General features: G+C 71.1%; 21 protein-coding genes. 12 read left to right on the forward strand and 9 right to left on the reverse strand.

The window, feature by feature from the left end; translation table 11 throughout:
- Nucleotides 1-86: 86 nt before the first annotated feature.
- Genes ACGFY5_RS28030 through ACGFY5_RS28040 form a run of 3 tightly spaced genes read right to left on the reverse strand, consistent with a single transcriptional unit; the run spans nt 87 to nt 3,540 of the window.
- Complete coding sequence (locus ACGFY5_RS28030) at nt 87-1,670, reverse strand: alpha/beta hydrolase (protein WP_392724354.1); 1,584 nt, start codon at nt 1,668-1,670, stop codon at nt 87-89.
- Nucleotides 1,667-2,812: an ATP-dependent DNA ligase gene (locus ACGFY5_RS28035; RefSeq protein ID WP_392724356.1), complete on the reverse strand. Its 1,146-nt coding sequence runs from the start codon at nt 2,810-2,812 to the stop codon at nt 1,667-1,669. Before ACGFY5_RS28035 ends, ACGFY5_RS28030 begins: the two co-directional genes overlap by 4 nt.
- 5 nt (nt 2,813-2,817) lie before the next feature.
- Entirely contained in the window at nt 2,818-3,540 is a 723-nt protein-coding gene (locus ACGFY5_RS28040; RefSeq protein ID WP_392724358.1) for a pyrimidine reductase family protein, read from the reverse strand.
- A 24-nt stretch (nt 3,541-3,564) separates the two neighbouring features.
- On the opposite strand from ACGFY5_RS28040, the gene zapE reads away from it, so the two are divergent.
- Nucleotides 3,565-4,617 (forward strand): cell division protein ZapE, encoded by a 1,053-nt coding sequence (zapE, locus tag ACGFY5_RS28045; protein ID WP_392724360.1) that lies wholly within the window; start codon nt 3,565-3,567, stop codon nt 4,615-4,617.
- 214 nt (nt 4,618-4,831) lie between these two features.
- Nucleotides 4,832-6,673, forward strand: coding sequence for an ATP-binding protein (locus ACGFY5_RS28050; RefSeq protein ID WP_392724361.1), 1,842 nt, complete (start codon nt 4,832-4,834; stop codon nt 6,671-6,673).
- A gap of 122 nt (nt 6,674-6,795) precedes the next feature.
- Here the strand turns inward: ACGFY5_RS28050 and ACGFY5_RS28055 are convergent, their stop codons facing one another.
- Nucleotides 6,796-7,164, reverse strand: a complete 369-nt coding sequence (locus ACGFY5_RS28055) for a response regulator transcription factor (RefSeq protein WP_035850071.1) — start codon at nt 7,162-7,164, stop codon at nt 6,796-6,798.
- A 136-nt stretch (nt 7,165-7,300) separates the two neighbouring features.
- On the opposite strand from ACGFY5_RS28055, the gene ACGFY5_RS28060 reads away from it, so the two are divergent.
- The 10 genes from ACGFY5_RS28060 to ACGFY5_RS28105 all read left to right on the forward strand — a co-directional run bounded on the left by ACGFY5_RS28060 (nt 7,301) and on the right by ACGFY5_RS28105 (nt 15,396).
- On the forward strand, nt 7,301-9,679 hold the full coding sequence (locus ACGFY5_RS28060) for a chemotaxis protein CheW (protein ID WP_392724363.1): 2,379 nt from the start codon (nt 7,301-7,303) through the stop codon (nt 9,677-9,679).
- Nucleotides 9,676-10,128 carry a chemotaxis protein CheW gene (locus tag ACGFY5_RS28065; RefSeq protein WP_392724364.1) on the forward strand — a complete coding sequence of 151 codons (453 nt, stop codon included), beginning with the start codon at nt 9,676-9,678 and terminating at the stop codon, nt 10,126-10,128. The genes ACGFY5_RS28060 and ACGFY5_RS28065 overlap by 4 nt, the downstream gene beginning before the upstream one ends.
- On the forward strand, nt 10,125-10,400 hold the full coding sequence (locus ACGFY5_RS28070; protein WP_392724366.1) for a hypothetical protein: 276 nt from the start codon (nt 10,125-10,127) through the stop codon (nt 10,398-10,400). The genes ACGFY5_RS28065 and ACGFY5_RS28070 overlap by 4 nt, the downstream gene beginning before the upstream one ends.
- Nucleotides 10,401-10,545: 145 nt before the next feature.
- Nucleotides 10,546-11,514, forward strand: coding sequence for a hypothetical protein (locus tag ACGFY5_RS28075; protein ID WP_392724368.1), 969 nt, complete (start codon nt 10,546-10,548; stop codon nt 11,512-11,514).
- Nucleotides 11,515-11,637: 123 nt separating this feature from the next.
- Nucleotides 11,638-12,822 (forward strand): chemotaxis response regulator protein-glutamate methylesterase, encoded by a 1,185-nt coding sequence (locus ACGFY5_RS28080; RefSeq protein ID WP_392724370.1) that lies wholly within the window; start codon nt 11,638-11,640, stop codon nt 12,820-12,822.
- Complete coding sequence (locus ACGFY5_RS28085) at nt 12,819-13,670, forward strand: CheR family methyltransferase (protein WP_392724371.1); 852 nt, start codon at nt 12,819-12,821, stop codon at nt 13,668-13,670. Before ACGFY5_RS28080 ends, ACGFY5_RS28085 begins: the two co-directional genes overlap by 4 nt.
- A 5-nt stretch (nt 13,671-13,675) precedes the next feature.
- On the forward strand, nt 13,676-14,062 hold the full coding sequence (locus ACGFY5_RS28090) for a response regulator (protein ID WP_392725055.1): 387 nt from the start codon (nt 13,676-13,678) through the stop codon (nt 14,060-14,062).
- Nucleotides 14,059-14,535 (forward strand): chemotaxis protein CheX, encoded by a 477-nt coding sequence (locus ACGFY5_RS28095; RefSeq protein WP_392724373.1) that lies wholly within the window; start codon nt 14,059-14,061, stop codon nt 14,533-14,535. The genes ACGFY5_RS28090 and ACGFY5_RS28095 overlap by 4 nt, the downstream gene beginning before the upstream one ends.
- Nucleotides 14,532-14,894: a response regulator gene (locus tag ACGFY5_RS28100; protein ID WP_392724375.1), complete on the forward strand. Its 363-nt coding sequence runs from the start codon at nt 14,532-14,534 to the stop codon at nt 14,892-14,894. Before ACGFY5_RS28095 ends, ACGFY5_RS28100 begins: the two co-directional genes overlap by 4 nt.
- 4 nt (nt 14,895-14,898) lie before the next feature.
- Complete coding sequence (locus ACGFY5_RS28105; RefSeq protein WP_392724377.1) at nt 14,899-15,396, forward strand: hypothetical protein; 498 nt, start codon at nt 14,899-14,901, stop codon at nt 15,394-15,396.
- On the opposite strand, the gene ACGFY5_RS28110 is transcribed toward ACGFY5_RS28105, so the two are convergent.
- The 5 genes from ACGFY5_RS28110 to flhA are packed head-to-tail and all read right to left on the reverse strand — an operon-like array spanning nt 15,357 to nt 21,771.
- Complete coding sequence (locus ACGFY5_RS28110; protein WP_392724378.1) at nt 15,357-16,256, reverse strand: helix-turn-helix domain-containing protein; 900 nt, start codon at nt 16,254-16,256, stop codon at nt 15,357-15,359. The two genes, ACGFY5_RS28105 and ACGFY5_RS28110, sit on opposite strands and share 40 nt — an antisense overlap.
- Nucleotides 16,257-16,260: 4 nt before the next feature.
- Nucleotides 16,261-17,028, reverse strand: a complete 768-nt coding sequence (locus ACGFY5_RS28115; protein WP_392724380.1) for an alpha/beta fold hydrolase — start codon at nt 17,026-17,028, stop codon at nt 16,261-16,263.
- A 51-nt stretch (nt 17,029-17,079) separates the two neighbouring features.
- Nucleotides 17,080-17,373: a hypothetical protein gene (locus ACGFY5_RS28120; RefSeq protein WP_392724382.1), complete on the reverse strand. Its 294-nt coding sequence runs from the start codon at nt 17,371-17,373 to the stop codon at nt 17,080-17,082.
- Nucleotides 17,373-19,712, reverse strand: coding sequence for a hypothetical protein (locus ACGFY5_RS28125; RefSeq protein WP_392724384.1), 2,340 nt, complete (start codon nt 19,710-19,712; stop codon nt 17,373-17,375). Before ACGFY5_RS28125 ends, ACGFY5_RS28120 begins: the two co-directional genes overlap by 1 nt.
- The gene (gene flhA, locus ACGFY5_RS28130; RefSeq protein ID WP_392724386.1) at nt 19,690-21,771 is read right to left on the reverse strand and encodes a flagellar biosynthesis protein FlhA; all 2,082 of its coding nucleotides are present in this window, start codon (nt 21,769-21,771) and stop codon (nt 19,690-19,692) included. Before flhA ends, ACGFY5_RS28125 begins: the two co-directional genes overlap by 23 nt.
- Nucleotides 21,772-21,857: the final 86 nt, after the last annotated feature.

Genomic DNA, 21,857 nt, shown 5'->3' on the forward strand with positions numbered 1-21,857 from the left:
TCGCGCTCGACTGGCAGCGCCGCGCTGAGCGGGCTCCAGGTTCAAGCACTCGCGCCTGGCGGCGCTCGAACCAACGTGGGCTGGCGTTAGTTCGCTGGGCAGGTGAGGCCGTCGGGTGGGGGGGTGGTGGTGAGCAGGTAGTTGCTGATGTTCTCGCGGACGCAGGTGGTCTGCGGGTACGCCGTGTGCCCCTCGCCCTGCCAGGTGACGATGTGGCCGGTGCCGAGCTCGCTCGCGAGCTTCGCGGTGTTGGCGTACGGCGTCGCCGGGTCACCGGTCGTGCCGACCACGACGATCGGCGGGGCGCCGAACGCCGCCCCCACCGGGTACGGGTCGTGCGAGCCGGGCCAGACCGCGCAGCTGAGCAGCGTCATCGCCAGCGGTGCGCCGAACAGCGGATACTTGCGCCGCCACTCGGTCTGCAGCTTGCGCACCGTCGCGATGGTCGGCGGGTTCCGGTCGTCGGTGCAGCCGATCGCGGTGAACGCGTCGGTCATGTTGTTGTACGTGCCGTCGGCGTTGCGCCCGGTGAAGCTGTCGTTCAGCGCGAACACTGCGGTGGGGTCGCCCTTGGACACGTCGGCGATCGCCTTCTCCAGCGCCGGCCACTGCGCCTTCACGTACAGCGCCGCGGTCACCGCGGAGAGGACGTGGCCGGTCGTCGCTGTCCGCTTCTCGCCCCCGGTTCCGGCCACCGGCTTCTTCTGGACGTTGATCAGCACGTCGTGCAGCGTCCGCCGGGCGTCGGGACCGATCGAGCACCCGGATCCCTTCGCCAGGCAGGCCGCCGCGAAGTTGTTGAACGCCTTCTCGAACCCGGCGGCCTGCCCCTCCGAGGCGGTGATGCCGTCGAGATTCGGGTCGACCGCGCCGTCGAGCACGAACGCTCGGATGCGCCCCGGGTACAGGTGGGCGTAGACCGCGCCGAGCAGCGTGCCGTACGAGTAGCCGAGGTAGGTCATCTTCGAATCGCCCACGGCTTCGCGGATCGCGTCCATGTCCCGCGCGGTCTGCTCGGTGCTGTAGTAGCTGAGCGACCGGCCGTACTTGCTCACGCAGGGGTCGATCGCCGAGCGCCAGATCTTGACCTGGTCGTCGAACTCCTTCTGCGGCGCCGGGTCGGGGTTCGCCGCCGTGGTGGCGTCCTTGCTGGAGGCGGGCAGGCAGTCGACCGGAGCGGACTTGCCGACGCCGCGCGGGTCGAACCCGATGACGTCGAAGCGCTCCATGATCTCGCCGGGCAGGAACAGCGGGGTCTGCGCGGCCAGTTCGATGCCCGAGGCGCCGGGGCCACCGGGGTTGACCAGCAGCGACCCGATGCGGTTCTTCTGCTGCTCGCGACGCACGCGCACCATCGCGACGTCGAACGTGCCGCCGGACGGGTTCGCCCAGTCCTGTGGGACGCGCACCGCACCACAGTCGACCCGCACTCCGGACAGCGACGTGCCGATCGACCGCTCGATCTCCGCCTTGCAGTCCGTCCACTTCGCAGTGCTCGTGTCGGGAGCCGACGACGGAGCAGCGGAGGGCGCCGCCGGGCTCGACGAGCCGGCGCGGGGGACGGACTTCCACTCACCGTCAGCGACGGTCGTGCCGCACGCGGACAACCCGACTGCGGCAGCGAGGCTGACTATCACGAGGGGGAGCCGGGGGGAGCGGCGCAACTTCACGGAGAGCCTTTCAACACGCGTTCCAGATCAAACCGGACAGGTCGGTCGAGCTGAGCATAAGTGCATGAACGGGGTTCCCGGTCGGGTCGCCAGCGTTCGAAACGCGCGGTATGCCGGAATCTGTCGCCCTCCATGTGGTCGTAGGCCACCTCGACGACGAGTTCGGGCCGCAGCGGCTGCCACGACAGGTCCTTCTTGCCGGTCCAGCGGCTGGGTGCGCCCGGCATCCGCGTTCCCGCCTCGGCTCCCGGCGCCGGTGGCTCCGCGGTCTGCTCGGCCCACGCCGACCAGGGGTGCTCGGACACATCGGACAGCCGGTACTGCTCCAATTCCTCGACGAGCTCCGCGCGGCGCTTCGCCGTGAACGACGCCGAGACGCCGACGTGATGCAGGTTCCCCTCGTCGTCGTAGAGGCCGAGCAGCAGTGAACCGACGATCGGGCCGGACTTGTGCCAGCGGAAGCCGGCGACCACGCAGTCGGCGGTGCGGGCGTGCTTCACCTTCTTCATCGTGCGCTTGCCGGGCTCGTACGGTCCGTCGGCCGCTTTCACGATCAGCCCGTCGAGCCCTGCGCCCTCGAACTGCTCGAACCACGACCGGGCGGTCTCCGGGTCGGTGGTGACCGGGGTCAGGTGGGTGCGGGGACCGGACGGACCGCCGTCCTCCGGGAAGATCCCGGCCAACCTGGACCGTCGCTCGGCGTACCCGGCTTCGAGCAGCGACTCGTCGCCGAGCGCCAGCACGTCGAACGCGATGAAGTGCGCCGGGGTCTGCTCGGCGAGCAGGTTGATGCGTGACGCCGCGGGGTGGATGCGCTGGGCCAGCGCATCGAAGTCGAGCCGGTCGTCGACGATCACCACGAGCTCGCCGTCGACGACGCACTTCTCCGGCAGGGAGGTGCGGACCTCCTCGACGACCTCGGGGAAGTACCGCTGCAGCTCCTTGTTGCCGCGGCTGCCGAGCACGATCCGATCGCCCTCGCGGAAGATCAGGCAGCGGAAGCCGTCGAACTTCGGCTCGTAGTGCAGACCCTCACCGGCCGGGATGCCCTTGACCGGACTGGCCAGCATCGGATCGATCGGCGGGGACAACGGCAGCCCCCACGGCTGCGCTTCTTCGTCACTGCCCGGATCTGGACTCATGCCGGTCAGTGAAGCAGAGACGGGCGACAGTAACGCAGCAACAGCACACCCGCGTCTTCGACGACGTGCGCGAGTGCGAGCGAACGGGGGTCGGGGGAGGGCGGACCGGCGCTGATCCGGCCCGGGCCGCCGCCGGTCAGCTGCGGGCTGATCGTCAGACAGATTTCATCGACGCCGTCCGCGGCCGTGAGTGAAGCGAACAGGCGGGGGCCGCCCTCGCAGAGGAGCTGGCTCAGACCACGCTCGTGCAGTGCCGCGGTGAAGTCGGCGTCGTCGATGACGTCGGCCACCGCCTCGATCGCGCGGCGCTTGTCGGCCGGCGCGTCCGGGCTCGTGACGACGATCGGGCGCACCGGTGCCTTGACCAGCGACGCGTGCGTCGGAGGGATCGAGAGCGACCCGGAGACCACGACCAGCGTCGGCACGGGGGCGAGGCCGAGAGCCTCCCGGCGGGCCCGGCGCCCGGCGTCGAGCGTCACCGGGCCGTAGTCCTCGGCCAGTGCGGTGCCCGCCGCGACGACGAGACCGTCGCACCAGCCGCGGAGCAGCTTGAACACGCGGTTGTCGGCCGGGCTCTGCAGGCCCGCGGAGACGCCGTCGACGCTGACGCCGCCGTCGACGCTCGCCACGAAGTTCATCCGTAGCCGCGGAACGCTCCGGTCGGTGGCGTACAGCTTCTCCAGCGCGGTGTCATCGAGTTCCGCGGAGAAGGGGAGGAGGGCGCGCATGCGTCCATCCCACCACCGCCGTCGGTGGGGCGACGGGCCGACCGTAGGCTCAGCGGCGTGTCCGCCAGCCCCCCGCGCCTCTCCGACCGGCAGCCACAGGTCGCGCCGGCGCGTCTGGTCGCCGAGCTGGTCCCGCCGCCACGTTTCGCCGCCGCGCGCTTCGACACCTACCGGCCCGACCCGAACGAGCCGTCGCAGACTCGGGCGCTGGACGCCGTCCGGGCGTTCGCCGAGCGGCTGTCCGCGCCACCGCCGCGCCGCGGGTTGTTCCGGCGTGCGGCAGCGCCGGAGGGCCGGCCCGGCATCTACCTCGACGGCGGCTTCGGCGTCGGCAAGACCCACCTGTTGACCTCGCTCTGGCACGCCGCGCCCAAGCCCGCCGGCTACGGCACGTTCGTCGAGCTCACCCACCTGGTCGGTGCGCTCGGCTTCGCCGGCACCGTGGATGCGCTCGGGTCACTGCGCCTGCTCTGCGTCGACGAGTTCGAGCTCGACGACCCGGGCGACACCGTGCTCGTGTCGTCGCTGCTCACCCGGCTGGTCGAGCGTGGGGTCGCGCTGGCCGCCACGTCGAACACGCTGCCCGACAAGCTCGGTGAGGGCCGCTTCGCCGCCGAGGACTTCCTCCGCGAGATCCAGGCGCTGTCCGCCCGCTTCGACGCGATCCGCGTCGACGGCCCGGACTACCGGCACCGGGACGCGGCCGAGGCGCCGGCGCCGCTCGACGAGGACGTCGTCGCCGAACGCGTCGCGGCACACCCGGCGGCGACCGTCGACGACTGGCCGACGCTGCTCGCGCACCTGGCGAGCCTCCACCCGTCCCGGTACGGCGCGCTGCTCGACGGCGTCGAGGCCGTCGGGCTCACCGGGCTGACGCCGGTTCCCGACCAGAACACCGCGCTGCGTGTCGTCGTGCTCGTCGACCGGCTCTACGACCGCAGCCTGCCGGTCTTCGCGTCCGGCTGCCCGGTCGACGCGATCTTCACCCCGGAGATGCTCGCCGGCGGCTACCGCAAGAAGTACCTCCGAGCCCTCAGCCGCCTCACCGCCCTCGCGCGGGAAGGCGCTACTCGGTAGAGGGCCCGTTCGGGCGTTCCGGTGGGCGGGGCCGGCGGTGCTGGCAGGCGCACCACGTGCCGCCTCGGCACTCGGCATGGCGACCCTCGCGACACGGCGGGCAGATCACGAAACCAGTGTGTGCCCAGCCAGGGTAGGCCTGGCAAGAGTCGTGAGTAATAATAAATCAACGCGAAAGGGATGTTCGGTCATGAAGGGGTGGTAACACCTGCGTATGACCTCAACGGCGAGCACCGTCCGCGCCGCTGTCGGCGCGCTGGTGGCGCTTCTCCTGCTTCTCGGTGGCGCGCGTCTGGCTGTCGGGCAGTACGTCGCGTCCAGTGTCGATCAACGGGTCGACCGCGCGACCGACGCCGCGACGGCGAACGACGACCTGCTCCGAGCCCTGACCGAGGCCCAGTCCGCCCTGCGCGGTTACCAGCTCACCGGCGATCCGTCGCTGCTCGAGCCGTACCGGCGCGGGCTCGCCGACTACGCGCTCGCGCGGACCGTCGTCAGCGACGCCGCGGCGAGCGAACCGCTGCGCTCGCTGGTGGCGGTCGAGCTCGGTGCGGCGGACGCCTGGACGACGTACAGCACGCCGCTCGCCGACACCGCGTCGCGGTCCGCAGCCGTGGTCGCGCAGGGTGAGGAGCTGTTCGGCCGCTTCCGGTCCGCGAACGCCCGCGCCGGGGCGAACTTCGACGCCGAACGCACCGCGCTGCTGAGCCGCGAGCGCACGATCGGCCTGGTCGGCGATCTCGTGACCGCGCTGCTGGCGATCGTCGCCATCGGGCTGGTACTCGTCCTCGGGCGGCGCGCCCGCCGCTCTGCCGGGCCGGTGGAGGAGATGCGGTCGGTCTTCGCGCGGCTCGAGACGGAGCGTGCGGAGGCCCGGCAGCGGGCGCACGACCTGGGCGCGAACGTGCGGTCGTCGCTCGACCCCGACGCGATAGTGGCCGAGGTCGTGGCCGGCCTCGGTGCGCTACTCGGCGCCGACCACGTGTACCTCCGGCTCGCCGACGGCACGGACCGGCTGTGGAGCCGTCCCGGGCATTCGGCGCCCCCGATCGAGTCGTTCCGCGCGGGCATCCCCGAGGGGCTGACGACGAGCTTCACCGTCGACGCCGACTCGGCCGGTTCGTTCCTGCTGCTGCGCGGTGAGCCGTGGACCGACGACGAGCGGGTCCTGCTCGAAACGGTCGCGGCCGACACCGGACGTGGGCTGCACGTCGCCCAGGTGTACGACCACCAGCGCGAGCTGGCCGAGCGCTTCCAGGACCTCGACCGGCAGAAGACCGACTTCATCTCGACGGTCTCGCACGAGCTCCGGACGCCGCTGACCAGCATCCTCGGCTACCTGGAGATCCTGCTCTCCGGCGACCAGGGTGAGATCACCGACGCGCAGGAGCGCAGCCTGAAGATCGTCGAGCGCAACGCCGAGCGGCTGCGTGAGCTGGTCGGGGATCTGCTGACGCTGTCGCGGATCGGGTCCGGGAACCTGGAGATGACCGCGACGCGGGTCGAGCTCGCGGCGCTGCTCGACGGGGTCCGGGAGGCGTTCGCGCAGCCGGCCGCCGACGGGGGGCTCACGATCGAGTGCGCGCAGGGCGGTGATCTCGCGGTGATCGGGGACGATCGGCAGCTCGAGCGGGTGCTGGCGAACGTCGTCGGCAACGCGGTGAAGTTCACGCCGTCGGGCGGGTCGGTGCGGGTCGCCGTGCGGACCGAGCCGGTGGGGTCGGGTGAGCGCGTGGTGATCGAGGTGGTCGACACCGGGATGGGGATCCCGGAGGCGGAGCAGGACAAGCTGTTCCAGCCGTTCCAGCGGGCCTCGAACGCGGTGAGCAGCGCAATCCAGGGGACCGGTCTGGGGCTCGCGATCGCACGCTCGATCGTCGAGCGCCACGGCGGCGAGGTGACGCTCGAGTCCACCCTGGGCAAGGGCACCGCGCTCACCATCGCGCTACCCCGCGCCCTGGGCGGCCCCACCGAGGCCGAATCCGCCGTCGACCCCCGCGAAGCCGCGATCCGTGCCGCGAAGGCGCGAGCCCTGTCACGCGCGTCAGCGCGCTGACTGCGGTCCCGTTCCGACGCGCCAGGACGCGCCTAAGTGGGCCCGCTCGGAGCGGCCCCATTTCGACGCGCAGGAGCGCGCCAGAGGGGGACCGCTTCAGCGGCGCCGCCGGAACGGGACCGCTACGCCGGGCCCAAGATCGCGGCGATTCGGGCGACCAGTTCGCGGGGGCTGAAGGGTTTGACGACGTAGTCGTCGGCGCCGACGTCGAAGCCGGCTTCGATGTCGGCCTCCTGCGCCCGCGCGGTGAGCAGAAGCACCGGCACCTTCGCGGTAGCGGTGTCCTTCCGCAGCTCCCGACACACCTCGAGCCCCGACATCCGCGGCATCGAGACGTCGAGCACCACCAAGTCGGGCGTGGTCTCCCGGGCAGCGGCCAGCGCCGCGGCACCGTCGGTGGCGGTCACGAGGTGATAACCCGCCTGCTTCACCTTGAAAGTGACAAGCGCCAAAATGTCCGGATCGTCGTCGGCGATCAGAACCGTACTCATCGAGGCCCCCAGTGCGCCGGACAGAGAACGGACATTACTAGGGTAATGGTACCGAAACGGTTGCTCGGGCGCGCCTTTCCCTCAGGTGAACCCCTGTCGCGTCGAAGAAGTGCGTGACGACTTAAGGGAGACAGACGTGGACGAGTTGGACGACATCGTTCAAGAGTTCCTGGTCGAGAGCCACGAGAACCTCGACCAACTCGACCGGGACCTGGTCGCGCTGGAGCAGCACCCGGACTCTCGCGAGCTGCTGTCCAGCATCTTCCGCACGATCCACACGATCAAAGGCACGAGCGGCTTCCTCGCGTTCCACCGTCTGGAGACGGTGACGCACGCGGGGGAGTCGCTGCTGTCCCGTCTGCGCGACGGCGCGCAGTCGATGAATGTGGAGAGCGCCAACGCGCTGCTCCGCATGGTCGACACCGTGCGTGGCCTGCTGACTCAGATCGAGGAGCAGGGCGCCGAGGGCGACATGGACGTGCAGAGCGTCATCGAGCAGGTCACGGCCTGCATCGAGGACGGCTCGGGCAAGCCCAAGGCCGCCCCGGCCCCGGCCGCTCCCGCAGCGGACGCCGCCGACGCGGCGCCGGCCGCCGGTGAGTCGGACGCCGCTGAGCCGGCCGCCGCCGAGGCCGAGGCCGCGCCGGAATCCGCACCGGAGCCGGCGCACGAGGAACCCGCGGAAGAGGCCAAGCCGCCGGCGCCCGCACAGCGTGCTGGGGGAGCGGCCGCACCCGCCGGACCCGGCGGACCGGCCGGACCCGGCGGCGGCCCGGAGCCGGGCGAGGAAGGCGCCGCCCCGCAGCGCCGGAGCGTCGCCGAGAGCTCGATCCGCGTCGACGTCGACCTGCTGGACGCGCTCATGCGGCTGGTCGGTGAGCTCGTGCTCACCCGTAACCAGCTGGTCCGCGGCGTCTCCGAGATGAGCGACCCGGCGCTCACCCGCACCACCCAGCGGCTCAACCTCATCACCTCCGAGCTGCAGGAATCGGTGATGAAGACCCGGATGCAGCCGATCGACCAGATCTGGTCGAAGCTGCCCCGAGTCGTCCGCGACCTCTCCAGCCAGCTCGGCCGCCAGATCCGCCTGGCGATGGAGGGCAAGGACACCGAGCTCGACCGGTCCCTGCTCGAGTCGGTGAAGGACCCGCTGACCCACCTCGTCCGCAACGCGGTCGACCACGGCATCGAACCGCCGGACGTCCGGCAGGCCGCGGGCAAGAACCCCGAGGGCACGCTGACGCTGCGCGCGTACCACGAGGGCGGCCACGTCGTGGTCGAGGTCGCCGACGACGGCGCGGGCATCGACCCGGAGCGGGTCGCGGCCACCGCGCTCGACCGGGGCGTCATCACCCGGGACCAGCTGGCGCGGATGGAGACCAACGACATCCTCCAGCTGCTGTTCCAGCCCGGTTTCTCCACGGCGAAGAAGGTCACGAACGTCTCCGGCCGCGGCGTCGGCATGGACGTCGTCAAGACCAACATCGAGAAGATCGGCGGCACCGTCGACGTCGACTCGACGCCGGGCCGCGGCACGGTCTGGCGGCTGACGATCCCGCTGACGCTGGCGATCATCCAGGCCCTGACCGTCGAGTGCAGCACCGAGCAGTACGCGATCCCGCAGATCGCCGTCGACGAGCTCGTGTTCGTTGACGGCTCCTCGGACAAGAACATCGAGCACGTCTCCGGTGCGCCGGTCTACCGGCTGCGCGGCAAGCTGCTGCCGCTCGTCCGCCTGGACGAGAGCCTCGGCCTGCCGGTGGGGTCGAACGACAAGGACGTCTACATCGCGGTTCTCCAGGCGGAGGGACGCCGGTTCGGCCTCGTCGTCGACCGGGTCCTCAACACCGAGGAGATCGTGGTCAAGCCGCTCGCGACGCTGCTTAAGGACATCGGCGTGTACCAGGGGTCGACGATCCTCGGCGACGGCAAGGTGGCTCTCATCCTCGACGTCCAGTCGCTCGCCCGGCGTTCGCTGCTGGCGGCCCAGGCCGTGGAGAAGTCCGGCCTCGGCGCCGACGCCCAGCAGTCGCAGAGCCGGCAGGGCAGCGGCAACCGCCTGCTCATCACCGGTGTCGGCGACCGCCGCGTCGCGGTGCCGCTGGACATGGTCACCCGGCTCGAGGAGTTCCCGATCGAGAAGATCGAGCGGGTCGGCAGCCGCGAGGTCGTGCAGTACCGGGGGCGGATCCTGCCGCTGGTGCGGCTGGCGCACCTGCTCGGTGCGTACCCGGCCGAGGACGGCGACTCGGTGCCGGTGGTCGTCTACAGCGAGCGCGGCCGCAGCGTCGCGCTCGCCGTCGAGAAGATCGTCGACATCGTCGAGGACTCGACCGACACCCACAGCGACCTGGACGACTCCGGTCTCACCGGCTCGGCGGTCATCCAGCAGCGTGTCACCGAGATGCTCGACGTCCGGCAGGCGATCCTGGCGGCTGACGTCAACTTCTTCGACGCGATGGACGAGTACGAGGACCAGTACGCCGGCGGTCTCGAGGAGATGAGCGCGGTATGACTAGTCGCCAATACACGACGTTCGAGGTGGCCGACCAGCTGTTCGGTGTCGACGTCGCCAAGGTCGTCGAGGTGCTGCGGTTCAGCGAGTACACCCGGGTCCCGCTGGCCGACAAGTCGGTCGGTGGCCTGATCAACCTACGTGGTCAGGTCATGGCGGCGGTGGACCTGCGGGTGCGGCTGGGCCTGGAGCCCCGCGACATGTCCAAGCCGTCGATGAACGTCATCGTGTCGGAGGAGGGCGAGGCGATCAGCCTGCTCGTCGACAAGATCGGTGACGTCGTCGAACTGCAGTCGGACACGTTCGAACCGCCGCCGGACACGCTCGCCGGACCGCTGCGGGAGCTGATCATCGGTGCGTTCAAGCTCGACAGCAGGCTGATGCTCGCGCTGGACGCGAAGCGCGCCGTCGACCTGGCGTCGAGCACCGCCAAGGCGGCGGCGAGGTGAGCACGTCCCGCGCGGAGACCCGGTCCCTGAGCGCCGAGGAACGTGCGGTGCTGGACTCGGTGAGCGAGCAGGCCCAGCTGCTGGCGATGCTCACCGGGTCGGTGCCGTCCGTCGAGGCGCCCCCGACCGGCACCGTGGACCTGATCGGCGCCCTCGGGCCGCTGGAGCACCCGGAGACCCCCGGCAGCGACCCGCTGCAGGCGTTCGGGCTCGTCGCGCCGCGGTTCGCGAAGGACGCCGAGAGCGTCGCCACCGAGCTCGGAGCAGCCTGAGCACATCACCGTCCGTGACGGTATGCCGTAGTTCACACGCGCGTTCGGCGCTCGCTCGACCCACCCGTCCAGAGTCCTGATAGGACGATGAACGGGTCCCGGTGAGCCCTTGGCGGAGCGGCGAACGGCTGTCAGACTGGCTTGCGTGTACAGCCTGGTCAGCGCCCCAGTCCTCGGCTTCGACCTCACCCGGATCGAGGGTGGGGCCGGCGTCTCCGACGTCCTGACGCGTTCGCTCGCGTTGACGCCGGACGATCTGGCGGTGCTCGCCGAGCACCGCGCCGACGACGGTCAGCGCGCCGATCTGTGGGCTGCGGTCGAGATCGCCACGACCGTTCAGCCTACGGTCCGTGATGTCGCCGGGCTGAGCAAAGCCGACCCCGACGCGTCGGTCGAGAAGCGCGCCAGCTCGGCGTTGAGCCTGCTGCAGCGGGCACCGCTGGGTACGGTGGACGGCCTGCTGCAGTGCGTCCGGTACGACGTCCTGGACTGGACGTGGAGCGCGGCCGACGGTTCGGAGCCGACGCGGGCCCCGCAGTTCCCGCCGGTGCAGCGCGACGGGGAGGCGGCGCCCAAGCCCGTGAAGGTCCAGTCGGAGACCGCGTCCGCGGCCACCGCGGTGATCTGTGACGCGCTCGTCGCCGGCTACCTGCGCTCCCAGCTCGACGACGACACCCGCCGACGCCTGGCGACGCCCTGGGTGGCAGCGAGCCGCCACCTGCCGGAGCGCCGGACCGCGCTCGGCCCCACCGAGCCGTCGGTGCGCGCGCTCCTCGACCGGGTCGGCAGCCTGAGCCAGCAGGACGGCACGCGGCTGTACAAGGCCGCGGAGGCCGGTCGGCGTGACTCCGCGAGCTGGGCACCCGCGATCCACTCGGCGTCCTGGGCGGTGCACCTGGCCGGCCGGATCCGCGAGGCGGCGGCGGCGCAGTTCTTACTGGTCCAGGCAGTGGAGACCAGTGGAATCCCGGTCACCGAGCGGGCCGCCGGAGTGTGGAACCTGCTCAGCGGCGCGATGCAGGCGCTCGCGGCGCGTGACCTCGTCGATGCCGCCACCGCGCACCGACTGCTCAGCCCTGTACTCGCCACGCTGGGGCCATCCGCGCTCGGCTAGACGTTTCACTCAGCCTGCTCGCGCGGTGACCGATAGGGACGCCGTGACGGCCCCGAGGTGCGTCCCGTCCTGCTGCGGCTGCGGCTCCGGTATTGGGGACCTCGGCACGGGAAGGCGGCGCGTGTGATCAAGGTTCTAGTGGTCGACGACTCGGTCGTCGTCCGACGCTTGATCGTGGACGCACTCAGCGACGATCCCGGCATCAACGTCGTCGGTACCGCGTCGAACGGGCGGCTCGCCCTGCAGAAGATCGACGAGCTCAAGCCGGACGTCATGACGCTGGACATCGAGATGCCGGTGCTCGACGGCATCGGAACGCTCAAGGAGCTGCGCCCGAAGCACAAGCGTCTCCCGGTGATCATGTTCAGCACGCTCACCGCGAACGGCGCGTCCGCGACGCTGGAGGCGCTGGCCGCCGGCGCCACCGACTACGTCACCAAGCCGGCCAACGTCGGCAGCGTCCGCGAGTCGATCAAGAGCGTTCGCGAGCAGCTGATCCCGCGGATCTACGCACTCGGCCCGAAGCAGCGGCCCGGCGCTGGTCCCACCCGTCCGGGGATGCCGCCGACCCGTCCCGGCGCGGCTCCTCCGCCCGGCCGCCCCGGAGCACCGCTCGCCGGCCGCCCGCCGCTCGGTACCCCGGCCGCCCCAGCTGGCGGCATCCGTCCACCGATGCGGCCGGCCAAGACCAAAACGCCTGGTCAACGAATCGACGTCATCGCTGTCGGCTGTTCCACCGGTGGACCGGACGCCCTGGCCAAGGTCGTCCAGGGCTTTCCCAAGGACCTCCCGGTCCCGGTGGTCGTCGTCCAACACATGCCGCCCATTTTTACCAAAATGTTCGCAGATCGCCTGGATCGGGCAAGTGCAGTGAAAGTGGTCGAAGCGACGGCGGACGTTCCCTTGGAGGCCGGCACGGTGTACATCGCGCCCGGCGACAAGCACATGGAAGTCGTCCGGAAAGGCACTTCCGTGCTCACCAAGCTGCACGAAGGGCCGCCGGAGAACTCCTGCCGGCCGGCGGTCGACCCACTGTTCCGCTCGGTGGCGTCGATCTTCGGAGCGCATGCCCTGACCGTCGTCCTCACCGGAATGGGACAGGACGGGAAGAAGGGCTGCGAGGTCCTGGCAAGGGTCGGTAGCGAAATCGTGGTCCAGGACGAGGAGACATCTGTGGTCTGGGGCATGCCCGGGGCCGTCGCGCAGGCCGGGCTCGCCGACGTGGTGCTGCCGCTCGGCGCGATATCCGACACTCTGCTCGCTCGCGTCGGCCACGGCCGAGCCAACCGGTTGGCGGTGGTCCGATGAGCCTCGCAGCGCACGAGTTCCAATTCGTGAGCAGCCTGGTCCGCCGTGAGGCGTCGATCGTGTTGGAACCCGGCAAGGAGTACCTGGTCGAGGCGCGGTTGCTGCCGCTGGCCCGCAAGGCGGGCCTGGCGTCGGTCACCGAGTTTCTGCTCCGGGCGCAGAGCCCGTCCGGTCGCCAGGACCGCGACGCCATCGTCGACGCGCTGACGACGAACGAGACCTCCTGGTTCCGCGACCGCGAACCGTTCACGGCGATGACCGAGCTGGTCATCCCGAACGTCGTGAAGTCGCGGGGCCCGTCGCGCCACCTGCGGGTCTGGTCGGCGGCGTCCTCCAGCGGCCAGGAGCCGTACACGCTGGCGATCCTGCTCAAGGAGAACCTGCCGCCGGGGTGGACCTACGAGATCCTCGGCACCGACATCTCCACCGAGATGCTGGCCAGGGCCGAACGCGGCCGGTACAGCCAGCTCGAGGTGAACCGCGGACTTCCCGCGCCCCTCCTGGTGAAGCACTTCACCCGGGCCGGCGCGGAATGGGAGGTCGCCGCCCCGATCAAGAAGGCGGTCTCCTTCAAACGGCTCAACTTGGCGGCGCCGTTCCCCCCGATGCCCGCCTTCGACGTGGTGTTCCTACGCAACGTCCTCATCTACTTCGACGTGGAGACCAAGCGGGGCGTGCTCAAGCGCATCCGCAATCTCCTGAAGCCGGATGGGTGGCTCTTCCTCGGCGCTGCCGAGACCACGATGGGAATCGACGACGGCTTCGAACGCGTCGTCACCGGACGGACGTCGGCCTACCGGCCGCGGACCGGTACTTCGGCGCCGGTCGGCGTCACGGGGAAGGGGTGAGGCGAGTGCTCTGCATGGTCATCGACGACTCGCGAGCGATGCGACTGATCCTTCGACGCATCGTTACCGGTCTGAACTTCGAGGTGGTCGAAGCAGGCAACGGGCGGGAGGCCATGGACCGCCTCGAGGAGCTCGAGGCCGTACCTGAGCTGGCCCTCATCGACTGGAACATGCCGGAGATGAACGGTCTGGAGTTCGTGACCGCCGTTCGCGCGGACAAGAAGTACCGGGGGATGACCCTGATGATGGTGACCACCGAGAGCGAGCACGGCCAGATCGTCCGTGCGCTCGCCGCGGGCGCCCACGAGTACGTGATCAAGCCGTTCACGCCCGACGCGATCGTCGACAAGCTCGTCATGCTCGGGCTGATCCCGGACGGAGCGCACGCGTGAGCGCGACGATGGCCCCGACCGGCGACGACCTGCAGCAGATCGCCGAGCAGGTGTGGGCCTCCTACCTCGACACCGACGGGGAGAAGCCGCTGGTGCCGCTGCCGCCGGACAAGCTCTCCAAGGACGTGGTGGCCGGTGTCGCGGTGAGCGGCGCCTGGCACGGCCTGGTGCTCGTGGCGTGCTCCGAGGTTGCGTCCAAGGAGGCGGCCGCGACGCTGCTCGGTATGGAGTCCGAGGACGTCACCGAGGGCGACGTCGACGACGCGCTGGGGGAGCTCGCGAACGTGATCGGCGGCAACGTCAAGAGCCTGCTGCCCGAGCCGTGCACGCTCGGCCTTCCCGAGGTGCACAACAACGCCGACAACGACCCATGGCTTGCCGGCGACGAAATCTGCCGGTTTGAGGCGACCTGGATGGGTGAGCCTATGGAGGTCAGCGTGCTGGAGAAGCCGCAAGGGGGAGGGACCGAATGAAGATCTTGATTGCCGACGACAGCCGGGTCATGCGCCAGATCGTCACCCGGACGCTGAGGCAGGCCGGTTACGACGGCCACGACCTGGTCGAGGCCGAAGACGGCGCACAACTGGTCGAGAAGGCGAACTCCGACAAGTTCGACCTGGTGCTGTCCGACTGGAACATGCCGAACCTGACCGGCATCGAGGCGCTCCGGGCGCTGCGGGCCGGTGGCAACAACACGCCGTTCGGCTTCGTGACGTCGGAAGGCACGCCGGAGATGCGCGACACCGCGGCCGCGGGCGGTGCGCTGTTCCTGATCGCGAAGCCGTTCACCGCCGAGATGTTCAAGGAACAGTTGGACTCGATCCTGGGGTGACCAGATGACACAAGCCACTACACAGCTGCCGTCCCCGAAGGACGTCCGGGACATGCTCGAGGAACTCCTCGGCAAGGACATCACGGTGGGCGACGGCGCTCCGCCCTCGGCGGCAGACCTGCAGAAGGCCACGGTCGCGGTCTACGTCGACGACGGCAACAAGGTCAGCGGCGTCAGCGGCATGGACCTGCCGCTGTCGGCCTGGATCGGCGCGGCGATCGGTCTGATCCCGAAGGGCGGCGCCGAGGCGTGCCTGGAGGACAAGGAACTCACCAAGATGGTGGGGGAGAACGTCCGCGAGGTCTGCAACATCATGGCCGCGCTGCTCAACCGCGAGGGCACTCCACACCTGCGGCTGGAGAAGGAAAGCGTGTACCTGCCAGGTGAGCAGGCGCCGGCGGACATCCAGGGGCGGTGCGTCGCGCTCGGTGCCCGGCTCGACCTGAACGTGACGGTGGCCGGCTACGGATCCGGGAAGCTCTGGGTCTCGCTGGCGGGATGAGGCATCGGGGAGGCCGCGCGGACGGTCACCCCGGAGGCCTGTCTGTTCGTCGCCGGCCAGGCCACGTCGTCGATGGCGAGAAACGGTTTGGCCGCGACGGCGGCCGGCGTGGCGTCGGCGAAAGCCAGTACCTCGCGGTGGAGGTGCGACTGGTCGGCGTAGCCACTCTCGGCCGCGACCACGGCGGCGCCGCGCCCCGCCGCGAGCCGGTGGGCGGCATCGTCGAAGCGGATGAGGCGGGCCGCGTGCTTGGGCGTGAGCCCGAGCTGCGACCGGAACCGTGACCACAGGCGCTTGCGGCTCCAGCCGACGTCGGCGGCCAGCCGATCGACGCGCACGCGCCCCCGTCGCATCCGCGCCCAACAGTGGGCGACCTCCGGGTCGACCGCACGGCCCGCCGCGATCCGGCGGGCCAGCGTCGTTTCGGCGATCGCGAACCGCTCGTCCCAGGTCTCCGCGGCGCGCAGCCGTTCCCGCAGTTCGACGGCGCCGCGTGCCCACAGGTCGTCGAGCCCGATTATCTGGCCGGTGAGGTGCTCGCCCAGCACCGCGTGGGCGATCACCGGCGAGAGCCTGATCTGCAGGCAGTCGAAACCGCCGGCGGGCCCGGTGCCCCGTGCGCTCCGGGGCGCGAGCCCGGCTACGACGCCCCCGCGCCGTTGGTTGCCGTCGCCGTCGGCGACCACCAGTGAGCCGTCACCCAGGTCGATGATCAGTGCGACGGCCGGGTGCGGCACCATCTCGACGTCGATCGGGTCTTCGGCATGGTCACTGAACGCCGCCATCGCGACCCCGGGCAGGCGGGAGCCGACCGGAACCGTGATGTCCCAGCCCGGTGCACCGGCGCGCGCGGATCGCACGGTCTCAGCGTACGAGCGTCGCGGCGAACGCGAGGAGGAGTGCGGCGGTGTCCTCCGGGGCCTCCACCGGTGGGGTGTGCCCGACGCCGGGCAGCAGTTCGATCCGGGCGCCGGGCACTGTCCGGTACGCCTCGGCCGACGACGCGCGCCAGCGTTCGTCGTCGGCGCCGAAGATGACCAGCAGCGGGACGTTCTTGTCGCGGAGCCGGTCGGGGAGGCTCCGTTCTTCGAGGTAGTCCGTGTAGGCGCCCATCATGCCCCGGAAGTCCCGGTGGGTCAGGAGCGCGAGGTGCTCGAACCAGGACTCCGGGATCTCGACGCCCTGGGCCGTGCCGCGGGCCGCCCTCACCATGTTCTTCGGGGTTCGCAGGCGCCAGAGCAGCGCGCCGGGGAAGCGGGCCCTGACCAGGCGGAAGAGCAGGCTCTCCGGCAGCTGGGCGGAGAGGTCGGGGCCCATGTCGAGGATGGCGACTGCCTCGACGAGGTCGGGGCGTATCTCGGTGAGAGCCGTGGCCAGCATGCAGCCGGAGGAGTGGCCGACCGCGGTCACGCGCCTCGTTCCGAGGCGGTCCACGACGGCGGCGATGCGGCGCGCCTGCGTGGGGACGTCGTAACGGTCGTGGCCGATCAGGTCGACGCGGACGACGTGGTGGCTCTCCGCGAGCGCCGGGACGATCGGGGTCCAGCTGGCGCTGGGGGCTGCTGCGTTGGTGAGGAGGAGCAGGGTGGAGGTGTTCGGGTCGCCGTCCTCCTGGACGTGTACGTCTGCCATACCGGAAGGGTCGCGCGGGGGCGGCAGGTGCGTCTTGAACGAATGTTCCCGTTACGCGGTTGCGGGGCCGTTGTTCTCGGCTTCGGCCTCGGCGGCGGCGCGGCGTTCGGCTTCCGCTTGGCGCATCTCCTCGAGTTGGCGCTCGGTCTCGTGTTCCTCGTGGATGCGTTGGTAGGTGGTGTAGAGCATCCGGAGGAACGCCAGCATGACGGCGGCGACCAGCACCGCGATCAGGTACCGGATGAGCGCGGTGTCGATGTCCAGGTCGCCGACGACGAACGCCTGCCAGAGGGCGGGAGCCGCGAGCAGTGCGGCGAGCAGGAGAACGGAGTACCGGGCGAACATCAGTAACCGCCCGGCCCCTCTTCCGGCCACCACACCCGCTGCCCCTGACCCGCCGCCCCTGCGTCGTACCCATTGATCACCGCGCCGTGGGGGGCGAAGCCGTTGAGGATGGCGCCGGTCGGGGCGTGGCCGTAGGTGGTGGGCGGTTCGTAGGCGGTCACGTAGTCGGTTTCGGGGGCTCGGTGGGTGGTTCGGCGGGAGCCGACCGGGTCCTCGGCGGCGGCCGCGTGGGCGCCCCGGTGGCCGGCCGGGAGCTCGAGGGGCATGATCGGCCCGATCGGGCCGTCGCCCGGGAGCGGGCCGCCGGTCAGCCGCTCGCACAGCAGCGTCGTCCACCGGCGCGCGGTGGCGGGGCGACCGTCCAGCATGACGACCGGCAACCCGAAGTGCAGCACGCTGCCGGGCTCGACGGTCTCGTCGGCGCCGTGCACCGCGAGTGCGTCGACCCGGTCCAACGCGTCCAGGAACCGCGCGGTGTCGGCGTTCTTGCGGGTCGCGTCCACGCACGCCCAGACCTGGGTCGGCGCGAGTGCCGCGATCGTCGCGCGGGGCGAACCGTCCGCGGACGGCGTCACCGCCGCCGGGCGGCCGATCGGCGAACCGGCGGTGGCTTCCACGACCACGATCCGGGGTCCGGCCGACGAGTGCAGCTCCGCGGATCGCCGGATCGCCTCGTCGGGTGACGAGATGCGGTGCGAGCGGCGCAGACCGGTGCCGGCGATCGAACCCGCGACGAGCGTCGCGGACGGGTCGATGGCCGCGGTCAGCGCGGCGATCTGCCCGGCGACCATCAGCGCCGGTTCGGTGTCGCCGACGATCACCAGCACCTCGCCGGGGCGGGACGGCACCGCCGGGGGATAGGGGAGTCCCGCGACCGCGCGGGCCACCGCGGTCCACGGGTCCGGGCCGACCGCGCGGGCGGCGATGTGCACCGGGACGCCGTTGCGGACCAGTTGCACCGCGGGGTGGTCGTAGCCGTTGCGGGCGGCAGGCTTCGGCGGCAGCCGCCGCACCGGCTGCACCGCAGTAGGCGGCCCATCTCCGTCCCCCGCACCACCCGGCGCGGCCGGTGCGGGGGGTCTGACGGGGTCGACGTGGGGGTGGGGAGGGACGGTGGCTCGACCGGTTGCTGCGGGGCGGTGGTCGTCCGGCTCCGCCGGTGGGGCTGGGCGGCGGGGGGCCGGTGACACCGGGTGGGCGCCGCGGGCCGTGCGTCGCCGGGGTTGCGGCCGGGGGATCGAGACCTCGGCGGTGACCGCGCTGTCCTCGTCGTCGTCACCCTCGGAGGCACGCGTGCCCGGCGCGTTCGGCCCCACCTCGACGATCTGCCCGTCGCGGTCGGTGGGGCGCTCCGGGGTCGTGGTGCCGGTCGGGGCCGCACGGAGTGATTTGGTGCCCGCCGAGGGTTCGGAGGTGGCCGGTGCGTCGGGAGCGTCCTCGTCGTCTGCGGGCTCGGACACGATGCGGATCCGTCCGTTGCGCCGACTCGCGGTGCGCTGCTCGGTCTCCGCGGCCTCGGCCGCGAGCTCCGCGGCCCGGCGACGTGCCCGCTCCGCGAGCTTCGCGGCCACCGAAGGCTCGCTCAACACCGGCCCCCCAGGCGAAAGCTTCACGGCCTCGTCGGCGCCGCCGACCCCGGGCCCGGCCGTTTCGCGCGCGGTGCCCCGTTGCTCGGCGGCTCCGTGGCCGGTGGCACCGGGCGCCCGTGCAGGTTCGTGGCTGGTGACACCGGGCGACCGTGCAGGCTCGTGGCCGGTGGCACCGGGCGCCTCGGTGGGAGCGGTGGTCGATCGGCGTGGGGGAGCATCGGCGCCGCTCGTGGCGTCGGCCAAACCCTCGAACACGCCGGAACGGGCCGCACCGGACGCCAGCGCCGGTCGAAGCTGGCCCGCAGGCTCGATCGTGCGCCGGGACGCCTCGCCAGCCCGCTCCGCCAACACCTCAGCGAATCGCGCCGCACTACCCGGCCGCCCGCTCGCCCCACCCGTAAACGCATCCCGCGGTTCGCCCAACGCGCTCTGCGCCCCACGCGCCGCGTCGCGCGCGCCGGACGAAGCGTCCCGGGCGCCCGGGCGGTCGATCGAATCTTGAGCCTCTGCCCGCGCCAGCAGCGCGGTCAACCCGTCCGCCGTCGGCGGCGCGGACTCGTCGTCGGGCGACTCGTCCGGGTCGAGAATGTCGACGGCGATCTCGAACCGCTGCTTCGCGAAGAAGCCGGCCAACCCCCCGGTCCGCACGCGCTCCGCGGACACGATCCGCGCGGCCGCGCCGTGTTCCTCCTTGATCTTCGCGAGCAGCGATTCCAGATCCGGGCCCTCAAGCAACAGCCGGGTAGACACCGCCCACCACCCCCACGGTCTCGATCTGGGCGGAGACGCCCGAGATCTCGGTGTACGACAGCACCGGGAGTCGCGGCGTCGCGAGCCGGACCAGCCGCTGCAGCGGCAACCTCAGAACCGGCGAGCAGACCAGCACCGCGGTGATGCCCCGCTGCTCCGCCGTGTCGAACAATCGATGTGCCTCGGTGACCAGCGCCTCGGCCCGCGCGGTGTCGACGCCGAGCTGGATCCCGCCCTCGCCGGGCCGCAGCGACTCCAACAGCGCCTGCTCGATCTGCGGATCGAGCGTCATGACCGGCAGCCGCCCGTCGGCGACGTAATGATTGGCGATCGCCGGGCCGAGCGAGCTGCGCGCGGCCTCGAGCAGCCCGTCGGGCGTGCTCCCGGCCTTCGCGGCCAGCGACAGAGCCTCGAAGATCCGCACCAGGTCGCGGATCGGCACCCCTTCGTCCAGCAGGTGCTGGAGCACCCGCTGGATCTCACCGAGGCTCAGCAGCGCCGGCGTCAGCTCCTCGATCACGACCGGGTGCGACCGCTTCACGACCTCGGTGAGGTTCCGGACGTCCTCCCGCCCGAGCAGCCGCGAAGCGTTCTGCCGGACGACCTCCGCGAGATGCGTGATCACCACCGAGGCCCGGTCGACGACCGTGGCACCCATGATCTCGGCCTGGTGCCGCAGCTCGGCCGGGATCCATTTGCCCTCCAGGCCGAACACGGGTTCGTGGCCGGCGCGCCCGGGTAGCGCCTCCAACCCGTCGCCGATCGCCAGCGCGGTGCCGGGCGGCGCCTGCCCCCGGGCCACTTCGACGCCGCTGATCCGGATGCCGTAGCTGGACAGCGGCAGGTCCAGGTCGTCGTGCGTGCGCACCGGCGGCATGATGATCCCGAGTTCGAGTGCGACTTTCCGGCGCAGCGCACGCACCCGGTCGAGCAGGTCGCCGCCGGACGTGTCGACGAGGTCGACGAGGTCCGGCGCGAGCGCGAGTTCCAGCGGGTCGACCCGCATCTCCCCGAGCAGCGCCTCCGGCGAGTCCGGTGACGGCGCGGTCGGAGCGGCCGTCGCTGCCTGCTCGGCGGCCTCGTCTTCCTTCTTCTGATCGGCCGACGGCAGGCGCTGCGCGAGGAACAGCGTCACGCCGCCCAACAGCAGGAACGGAAGTTTCGGCAGGCCGGGGATCAGACAGAGCCCGAGACAGGCGGCGCCGGCGATCTGCACCGCCCGTTTCTGCGCCCCGAGCTGGCTCACCACGGACGAACCCATGTCGCCGGACGTCGCCGACCGGGTCACGATCAGACCCGTCGACACCGACAGCAGCAGCGCCGGAATCTGCGAGACCAGGCCGTCACCGATGCTCAGGAGGCTGTAGGTGTTGACCGCCTCCATCGGGGCCATGCCCTTTTGCAGGATGCCGACGGTCATGCCGCCGATCAGGTTGATCGCGGTGATGACGATCGCGGCCATCGCGTCGCCCTTGACGAACTTCGAGGCACCGTCCATCGAGCCGTAGAAGTCCGCTTCGGCGGCGACGTCCTCGCGGCGGCGGCGCGCCTCGCCTTCGTCGATCAGCCCGGCGTTGAGGTCGGCGTCGATCGCCATCTGCTTACCGGGCATCGCGTCGAGCGTGAACCGGGCGCCGACCTCGGCGACACGCTCGGCACCCTTGGTGATGACCAGGAACTGGATCACGACCAGGATCAGGAACATGACCAGGCCGATGATCAGCGAGCCACCGACGACGAAGTGACCGAAGGCCTCGATGACGTGGCCGGCGAACCCGTCGAGCAGCACCAGGCGGGTGGCGCTGATGTTCAGCGCGAGCCGGAACAGCGTCGCGACGAGCAGCAGGGCGGGGAAGATCGAGAAGTCCAGCGGGCGCGTGACGTACAAGCTGACCAGCACGATCACCAGCGACAACGTGATGTTCAGCGCCAGCAGGATGTCGAGCAGAAAGGTCGGCAGCGGCACGACCATCATCACGATGATCGACACGATGCCGACCGGTACGGCGAACGGCCCGATCGCCTTGAAGTTCACGGCGCTCCGCAGGTACGACGACATGCCCGATCCATCGGGCTCCCCGCGCCGTCCTGGCTCGTGTCCCATCGGCCTCCGGCGCCGGTGCCTGAGGGATTCTTTTGCTTGAC

The organism is Cryptosporangium sp. NPDC048952, assembly GCF_043197895.1.
GTDB lineage: Bacteria > Actinomycetota > Actinomycetes > Mycobacteriales > Cryptosporangiaceae > Cryptosporangium.

Excerpts from the sequence above, each read along its gene's own strand:
- ACGFY5_RS28120 (WP_392724382.1), bottom strand. The coding sequence starts at position 17,373 with ATGTTCGCCCGGTACTCCGTTCTCCTGCTCGCCGCACTGCTCGCGGCT.
- ACGFY5_RS28040 (WP_392724358.1), bottom strand. The coding sequence starts at position 3,540 with ATGCGCGCCCTCCTCCCCTTCTCCGCGGAACTCGATGACACCGCGCTG.
- ACGFY5_RS28055 (WP_035850071.1), bottom strand. The coding sequence starts at position 7,164 with ATGAGTACGGTTCTGATCGCCGACGACGATCCGGACATTTTGGCGCTT.
- ACGFY5_RS28100 (WP_392724375.1), top strand. The coding sequence starts at position 14,532 with ATGAAGATCTTGATTGCCGACGACAGCCGGGTCATGCGCCAGATCGTC.
- ACGFY5_RS28065 (WP_392724364.1), top strand. The coding sequence starts at position 9,676 with ATGACTAGTCGCCAATACACGACGTTCGAGGTGGCCGACCAGCTGTTC.
- ACGFY5_RS28115 (WP_392724380.1), bottom strand. The coding sequence starts at position 17,028 with ATGGCAGACGTACACGTCCAGGAGGACGGCGACCCGAACACCTCCACC.
- ACGFY5_RS28050 (WP_392724361.1), top strand. The coding sequence starts at position 4,832 with ATGACCTCAACGGCGAGCACCGTCCGCGCCGCTGTCGGCGCGCTGGTG.
- ACGFY5_RS28105 (WP_392724377.1), top strand. The coding sequence starts at position 14,899 with ATGACACAAGCCACTACACAGCTGCCGTCCCCGAAGGACGTCCGGGAC.
- ACGFY5_RS28035 (WP_392724356.1), bottom strand. The coding sequence starts at position 2,812 with ATGAGTCCAGATCCGGGCAGTGACGAAGAAGCGCAGCCGTGGGGGCTG.
- flhA (WP_392724386.1), bottom strand. The coding sequence starts at position 21,771 with ATGTCGTCGTACCTGCGGAGCGCCGTGAACTTCAAGGCGATCGGGCCG.
- ACGFY5_RS28085 (WP_392724371.1), top strand. The coding sequence starts at position 12,819 with ATGAGCCTCGCAGCGCACGAGTTCCAATTCGTGAGCAGCCTGGTCCGC.